This is a genomic window from Variovorax sp. JS1663 (genome assembly GCF_002157355.1).
GTDB lineage: Bacteria > Pseudomonadota > Gammaproteobacteria > Burkholderiales > Burkholderiaceae_C > Variovorax.
In genome coordinates, this window is the sequence record NZ_LYMK01000096.1 from 1 (window position 1) to 7272 (window position 7272).

8 protein-coding genes and 1 pseudogene are annotated in these 7272 nt (G+C 67.8%); 5 read left to right on the top strand and 4 right to left on the bottom strand.

Features of this window, described 5'->3' with window-relative positions:
* A partial coding sequence (locus tag A8M77_RS34570) for a DUF4158 domain-containing protein (RefSeq protein ID WP_143694894.1) occupies nt 1–332 on the bottom strand: 332 nt, incomplete at its 3' end.
* A gap of 228 nt (nt 333–560) precedes the next feature.
* Between A8M77_RS34570 and A8M77_RS35900 the strand changes: the two genes are divergently transcribed.
* Nucleotides 561–725, top strand: coding sequence for a hypothetical protein (locus A8M77_RS35900; protein ID WP_158101060.1), 165 nt, complete (start codon nt 561–563; stop codon nt 723–725).
* A 301-nt stretch (nt 726–1026) separates the two neighbouring features.
* A pseudogene (locus tag A8M77_RS34575) lies at nt 1027–1308 on the top strand (M24 family metallopeptidase C-terminal domain-containing protein); the annotation flags it as partial.
* 32 nt (nt 1309–1340) lie between these two features.
* Here the strand turns inward: A8M77_RS34575 and A8M77_RS34580 are convergent.
* Entirely contained in the window at nt 1341–2312 is a 972-nt protein-coding gene (locus A8M77_RS34580; protein ID WP_086925995.1) for a CmcJ/NvfI family oxidoreductase, read from the bottom strand.
* A 271-nt stretch (nt 2313–2583) separates the two neighbouring features.
* On the opposite strand from A8M77_RS34580, the gene A8M77_RS34585 reads away from it, so the two are divergent.
* Nucleotides 2584–3282: an SDR family oxidoreductase gene (locus tag A8M77_RS34585; RefSeq protein ID WP_158101061.1), complete on the top strand. Its 699-nt coding sequence runs from the start codon at nt 2584–2586 to the stop codon at nt 3280–3282.
* Between the two features lie 58 nt (nt 3283–3340).
* On the opposite strand, the gene A8M77_RS34590 is transcribed toward A8M77_RS34585, so the two are convergent.
* Complete coding sequence (locus A8M77_RS34590; protein WP_086925997.1) at nt 3341–4072, bottom strand: SDR family NAD(P)-dependent oxidoreductase; 732 nt, start codon at nt 4070–4072, stop codon at nt 3341–3343.
* A 61-nt stretch (nt 4073–4133) separates the two neighbouring features.
* Nucleotides 4134–4988 (bottom strand): CaiB/BaiF CoA transferase family protein, encoded by an 855-nt coding sequence (locus A8M77_RS34595; RefSeq protein WP_238137083.1) that lies wholly within the window; start codon nt 4986–4988, stop codon nt 4134–4136.
* 350 nt (nt 4989–5338) lie between these two features.
* On the opposite strand from A8M77_RS34595, the gene A8M77_RS34600 reads away from it, so the two are divergent.
* Together A8M77_RS34600 and A8M77_RS34605 are read left to right on the top strand one after the other, a co-directional pair.
* Nucleotides 5339–5716, top strand: coding sequence for a hypothetical protein (locus A8M77_RS34600; RefSeq protein WP_238137084.1), 378 nt, complete (start codon nt 5339–5341; stop codon nt 5714–5716).
* 242 nt (nt 5717–5958) lie between these two features.
* The gene (locus A8M77_RS34605; RefSeq protein WP_143694896.1) at nt 5959–7221 is read left to right on the top strand and encodes a transposase; all 1263 of its coding nucleotides are present in this window, start codon (nt 5959–5961) and stop codon (nt 7219–7221) included.
* Nucleotides 7222–7272 lie beyond the last annotated feature (51 nt).

A 7272-nucleotide genomic window follows, 5' to 3' on the forward strand; every position in this document is an offset into this window, starting at 1 on the left:
ATGGCGGTGCCTGTTTCAACTTCAAGCTGGGCAAGTGCCGCCGCAATCAGTGTCCGAATTGCCCGCTCGTGCACGATCACCAGCTTGTTCTTGTACAGCCATTGACGCGCCCGCACGAGTACTGGAATTACCCGAAAGGCACCGAGCAAACGCCCACTCATGCGCAGGAAACCAATATGGAGCGCCAGACCAAGCTTGTGGGAATCACCTCGGCGTGCATTGATTGCGTCGCGCTCGGCACCATCGAAGGTGAAAAATGCCTTCATCTCGAAGTCGCTGATATCGCGGGGGAGCCCACGCATCCCCAAAAACGTTGTGTGCCAACCCTGCATCGTGAACCTCAAAAGTGGGAGGCCACCATACCCGTTTACAAAGCGAACAGGAAAGTCAATGAAATCAACGGTCTACCCAGACCACCCCCGCGCCAGTGCTAGCTTTGCGTACCGTCACTTATTGCACTGAAAACGAGGAGACCCCGCGAATGCGTGGTCCAGACCGAGACTAACCCGGACCGGCCGGACCGACCGCACCGAATTGCTTGGGCGCGGCTACTCAAGCGCGTGTTCGACATCGACATGCAGCACTGCCCCAACTGCGGCGCCGGGGAGCTCAAGATCATCGCGGCCATCCTGGAGCGACCGGTGATCGAGAAGATCCTGACCCACCTGGGACTGGATCCGCAGCCGCCGCCCAGAGGCCGAGCGCGCGAGGCGCGGCAAGACTGAAGCCGCCTGAGCCGCGTCGACCGTCCCGGACACCGTACACATCACAAAGGGCTGCGCAGCCTGGCGCCAGTGGCCGGTGGCGCTGCGCCCGCGTGCGGACTGGATGGCGGAAAACACAGGGTCAACCCCGAGATCAAGGCCCAACGAGCGCGAGGCGAGCCGTCAGGGCGGGCCGAATCCAGACAAGGCAACGGCTCAGGCGCCAGTTCCAAGCCATCCAGGCAGGCATCGGCTGCCCACCCAGGGCTGAGTCGGGCTTTCCAGGCTTTTCACAGACCAGACCGTTTGAAATTCCTATGCGCAACCGGGCGTGTACCGCGCGGGACAGTGGGGCGTGCGCATCGAGAACCTGGTGCTGAACGTGCCGGCCGCGACGCCGGAGGGCGACACATTCGCCGAGATGCTGGAATTCGAGACCTTGACCTTGTGCCCCATCGACACGCGCTGCCTGGACTTCACCCTGCTGCGAGAAGACGAACGCGCGTGGCTGAACGCCTACCACGCGACGGTGCGGGCGCGGCTCGGGCCGCGGGTGACGGGCGATGCGCGTGCGTGGCTGGAGGCGCGCACGGCGGCTCTCTGAGAGCCGCAAGCAGGCGGAACGCGCCTCGACGCTCAGGCGTAGATCACCATGCAACGCACTTCGATGCTCAGGCGATCCGGCGCGTCGGGGGGCGTCTGCGTATCGTCGAAGGCGGTGTGGAAACTGAACGTGCAAGGAGCCGCGGCCGCGCTCGCGTCACCCTGGCTGCCGCCCGAGCGAGCCAGCGCGCCGGCGGAATCCCATTGCTTGATGAGCAGCGCCTCGTCGCGGGTCATTGCCGGGTAGTAGTACCAGCGATGGCGCGCGGCGTGCCGCGCGAAATAGTTCTCACCGATGCGGTCCTGGTAATGGATCTCGAAGACCACGAGATCCTCGGGGTCCACGCTTTGGCCATCACACAAGGCGAGGGGATAGGTCGCGACAGGCTCGGCAGCGATGTTGCGCCACACGTTGATGATGGCGAAGCGACCGCCGGGCGCCAGCGCCGCCTCGGCCAACGCGGGTGCAATCAACGCCTGGTCGTCGCCCAGCACGCCGCGCAGCGTGTCGTTGATGCCGGGCGGGCGCGTCAGATCGCGCAGGCGTTGCGGCGCGCTGGTCAGCGTGTAGTCGCCGTGCACCATCAAGGCTGGGCCCTGCACCTGCTGTCCACCCTTGATGCGATGCCGGTGCTTCTTGCCCTGGGCCGAACGCACGTTGTGATCGAAGGCGAACGCTCGCGCGCCGGTGTGCTCGGCGACCAGGCGTGCGCAGTCCTCGTAGTAGCCGCTCACCACTTGGCGGTGATCCAGGAAGTCGAGCGCCGCGTCCGCGAGCGGGCGCCGCAGGAGTTCGAAGCCGTTGCTGGCGAGGTTGCAGGCGCCTCCCGGCGCGCCCGCGCGCCCACTCTCGATGAGCAGCTCGCGGGGCGCGACCTTCACGCCCTCGGTGCCGGCATCACTGCCGTCCGGATCGCGCCGGGTCAGCACGCGGCCATTGCGATAAAGCGAGGGCGTGACGCTCGAGTCCAGGTAGCGCAGCTCACCCAAGGTCTCGCCGTTCATGCTGGTCGATGCCGCGCGGGCGCGCGGTGTTCGCTGCACCATGAATCGCGAGATGCATCTGCTCCCGACATGTCACGCAGGCCTGGTTCGACCATGCTGGAAACTCCCCTTGCGGTTGACGGGTGGGACGGCTGTCGCCCATGGTGGTGGGCGGCCAGGCGCTGAGTGCGCGCGACCACCCACGTGCGGTGGCGTCGGCCGTGCCGCCGCAAAGTACCCCGGCGGCAAGGCGTGGACAAGTCAGAACACCAGGCACGAGCGAGGACGACGCATGGCAGGAACCGCATTGGTGAGCGGCGCGGGCAAGGGCATCGGTCGCGCCATCGCGCAGAGCCTCGCGGCCCAGGGTTACAACCTGTTCCTGCTCGGACGCGATGGCGAGGCGCTGGCGGCGGTCGCCACGGCGTGCGCCGAGCACTCGGTCCAGGCGCACTTCCTGGCGGGCGACCTGTGCGAGGCGGGACACATCGCCACCGCGCTGGCGGCTGCCGAGGAAAAACTGGGCGCCATCGACGTGCTGGTCAACAATGCCGGCGCCGCGGCGCGCGGCGCGGTGCAGGGCGCGGATCTCGCGGCCTGGCGCCAGGTGCTCGATCTCAACCTGTGGGCGGTCATCGCGCTCACCCGCGGCGTGCTGCCGGCGATGATCGCGCGGCGCCAGGGCGCAATCATCAACATCTCCTCGATCAGTGGCCGCCACAGCGCCGGCGGCGACGCCATCTACGCCGCGAGCAAGCATGCCTTGAACGGCTTCACTGCCAGCCTGTTCGAGGACGTGAGAGAGTTCGGCATCAAGGTGAGCTGCATCATGCCGGGCTTCGTCGACACCGCGCTCACCGCCGGCATGCAAAGGCGCCACGAACGCATGATCGGCGCCGAGGACATCGCCGCCTGCGTGGACTTCGTACTGGCCGCCTCGGCGCGCTGCTGCCCGACGGAAATCGTCATTCGACCGCAGCTCGCGCCTTGACACGACGCAGGCGGGCGCACGGAGACCACGTGGTCCGCGCGTCGCAGGCGCGCCTGGCTCAGCAGGTCCAGGTCTCGGTGTAGGGCCGCAGCTCGACTTCATTGCTCCAGGCCGAGCGCGGTTGCCGGTGTACCCACCAGTAGGTGTCGGCGACATCGTCGCAGTTGGCGGTCTGCTCGACGTCGAACTGCTCGCCGAGCCACTCACGCACCTGTGGCACATCGAGCGTGCAGTCGAGCCGCATGTGGGCGACATGCACGCCGCGCCTGGCGTAGGCCTTGGCCAGGCTCTGCGCCAGCGCGCGCAGACCGAACTTGCCGATGGCATACAGAGGGTTGGTGGCGGAGCCGCGCAACGCGGCCGTGGCGCTGGAGTAGAGCACGCTGCCGCGGCCGCGTTGGAGCATGGCCGGCATGACGGCCTTGGCGGCGGCGAAGGCGCCGATCACTTCCAGGCGGAAGATGTCCTCGAGTTCATCGAAGCCCATGTTCAGGGGTTCGCGCGGGGTGTAGCCGCCGCGCGCGTTGTAGATCAGCACGTCTATCTCACCGACCTCGGCCGCGACGCGCTCGAGCGCACCCTGCAGCGCTTCGGGTTGCGTGGCGTCGACGCTGTGAAAGGCGTGCTCGAGCCCAGGCGCCGCGTGCCGGGCCGCCCCGAGCGCGGCCTCGCTCCCCGCCGCGCTGCGCGACAGCAGCGCCAGGGAGTAACCCTCGCGGGCAAAACGCGCGGCGAGCGCGCGGCCCAGGCCGTCGCCCGCGCCGACGATGGCGCAAACAGGTGCTGACATGGCAATCACTCCTTGGGTCGGTGCGTGACGGATTGATGATACTCGTTCGCCGCGCCTTCTGCTACGGGATCACGCCCGCGCGCCTCAGCGCGACGACCTGTTCGGCGTCATAGCCCAGTTCGGCCAGCACTTCGGCATTGTGCTGCCCGAGGCGGGGCGCCAGAGGCTGGCGGTCGAAATGTACGCCCTCGAAGCGCGCCGCCGGGCGCGGCTGGCGTACGCGGCCGAGCCCGGGATGCTCGTACTCGCGGATCAGGTCGTTCGCCAGCACCTGCGCATGCTCGAGGGTTTCGGCGCGGCTCAGGACTGGCGCGCAGGGCACGCCGTGCTCGTCCAGCGCCGCGAGCCACTCGGCGCTGGTGCGCGTGGCCAGCACGGCGGCGGTGGCGGCGATGCGCTCGCGGGCGTGGATGAAGCGCGCGGCCGTGGTCTTGAACCGCGGGTCGTCTATCCAGGCGGGCTGCTCCAGCACCGTGCACATGCCTCGCCACTCGGCGTCCGACATCGCGCCGGCGGTGATGTAGCCATCCACGGTCTTGAACACCAGGTCCTGTGCGAGCTGGCCTATCCGGCGGTCCGCGCCCGCCTCCACTCGTGTGTAGTTGATCATGCCCTCGGGCCACAGGTAGGCGATGGTCGCATCGAGCATCGCAAGCTGCACGTGCGAGCCGCGGCCGTGCCGAGTGCGCGCGAGCAGGGCGGCGGTGATGGCCTGCGCCGCCGTGAGCGCGGTGGTCTTGTCCGGCACCACAGTACGGATCATGCGCGGCCTGCCTGTGTCGTTGTCGGCCTGGATGTCGGTCAGCCCCGTCAAGGCCTGGATGACGGGGTCGTAGACGCGCTTGCCCGCGTAGGGGCCGACGTCACCGAAGCCGCTGATGGAGACATAGACGATGTCGGGCTTGAGCGCGCGCACCGCCTCGAGTCCCAGGCCGAGCTGCGCGGCGGCGCCGGGGCGAAAGTTCCGACGCTGTCACAACGTTCCGCAATCATTGCGCATGTCGCGGCCCACCGGTGCGGGTCGAGGGAGCAGTCGTAGATCGCGCCGATCAGCTCCGACAGCTCGACGGCGGAGATCCCTTCCAGGCCCGTCATCGCACACCGTTCCGGCGCGACGCCCGAACCCGAGGCGCAAGGTCCGTCGAGCGATGCCATACGATGCGGGTCTGGTTCATCGAGAGATCGTAGGCAGGTAGGCTGCGACGCGTAATAACCTAAACAGGTGACTAATTGAATGCAGGAGTTGCGCGCCCCGCCCGGCCGCCAATGAATGATTTCACCGAGGCGATCTACGCGCTGTGGGACAAACTCGCGAACTACCCCATCGGGCATGGCGATGAAGCGCTCGAGCACCTGCTCTGCAGCCTCTGCTCGATCTTCGGCGCGCACAACGCACTTTGGTCGGTGGTCGTGCGGCTGCCAAGCCCTGCGTCGGGCGACGCGTTGAACGGCTGGCGTCCGCGATTCGTCCGGCTCCTGCGGCCTTTGCCGCCGATGGCCGCTTCGGTCCAGGCGCAGTTCGACACCCTGTGGTCGCCGTCCGTCGACCTCTCACAGATCCTTGCCGTGTCCGGCGAGGAACTGTTCCGCACCCGGCTCCTGTTCGAAGCGCTGCCTCCGGAGTGGTTCGACGGTCCCCACTGACGATGGCGTCGGCCAGGAACGACCTCAAAAGCACGGGGATATCGGCACTAAGGTGAACGACGGACTCCCGCCGGGGCTGGCCCACCCCAACCGGCTGCACCCGGTGGAGGGCCATCTTCTTGCACCCACAAGCCCGACCGAAGGGCGATGGCGAGTGCAGGGCGATGCTGGGACGGTAGAGGTCCCCATCGAGTCCTCTGCATGCCGTGCACGCCGCCCGCCAGCCCGGTTCCTTACCCGGCTTGGCCAGCCGGCTCCACTACGAACGCCACCGACCGGAGCAGACCACGCTGTACCGCCTGGTCCAGCAGCATGCGGCCAGCTTCATCGCCCACACCGAGGCCAGCACGGACGCCGAGTTGCCGCGGTTCATCAAGGACGAGTTCGACGCCTTCCTCGAGTGCGGCATCCTGGCGCATGGATTCCTGCGGCTACGCTGCGGCGAGTGCGGCCACGACAAGCTGCTGGCCTTCAGCTGCAAGCGCCGGGGATTCTGCCCCTCTTGCGGCGCCCGGCGCATGTCGCAGACCGCTGCGCACCTGGTCGACCACGTCATCCCGCACGTGCCGGTGCGGCAATGGGTGCTGTCGATGCCGATCCCGCTGCGCGTGCTGCTGGCCGCGCAGCCGGAACTGGTCACGCCGGTGCTGCAGGTGGTGCAGCGCGTGGTCACGCGACATCTGCTGCGGCAGGCGGGGCTCAAGGCTGACGAAGGTCACGGCGGCGCCGTCACGCTGATCCAGCGCTTTGGCTCGGCCGCCAACCTCAACATCCACCTGCACTGTCTGGTACTGGACGGGGTGTACTGCTGCGACGCCGATGGTTCGCCGGCCTTCATTGAGGCGGATGCGCCCACCGACGACGAATTGCACGCGCTGCTGCAGACCGTCATCGCCCGGCTGATGAAGATGCTCACGCGCCGGGGCGTGCTGGTCGAAGACATGGGCCAGACCTACCTGGCCGAGCCGGATGCCGACGGCGAGGAGGCGCGCACGCTGCGGCCGCTGCAGGCCGCGGCCATCACCTACCGAATCGCCTTCGGGCCGCGCGCCGGGCAGAAGGTGCTGACCCTGAGAGGCGCGATGCCGCGCGAGGACTCGGCCCGCCAGCCGCTGTGCGCCGACATCGACGGATTCAGCCTGCACGCCGCGGTGCGGGTCGAAGCCCATGACCGCAAGCGGCTGGAGCAGCTGTGCCGCTACATCACCCGGCCGGCGCTTTCCGACGAACGGGTGCAGGTCAATGCCGCCGGGCAGGTCGAGCTGAAGCTGAAGACACCGTGGCGCGACGGCACGACGCATCTGGTCTTGAGCCCGCTGGAGTTCATGCAGCGGCTTGCGGCGCTGGTTCCCCGGCCGCGTCTGCATCTCATCAGGTTCCACGGCGTGCTGGCGCCCAACGCCAAGCTGCGGTCCCTGGTGGTGCCGCAAGGGCCCGAGGTGGAGGAACGGGCCACCGCAGCCGTTGCCGCCAGCGAAGGGGTCTCCTCGTTTTCAGTGCAATAAGTGACGGTACGAAAAGCTAGCACTGGCGCGGAGGTGGTGTTGGTAGATCGT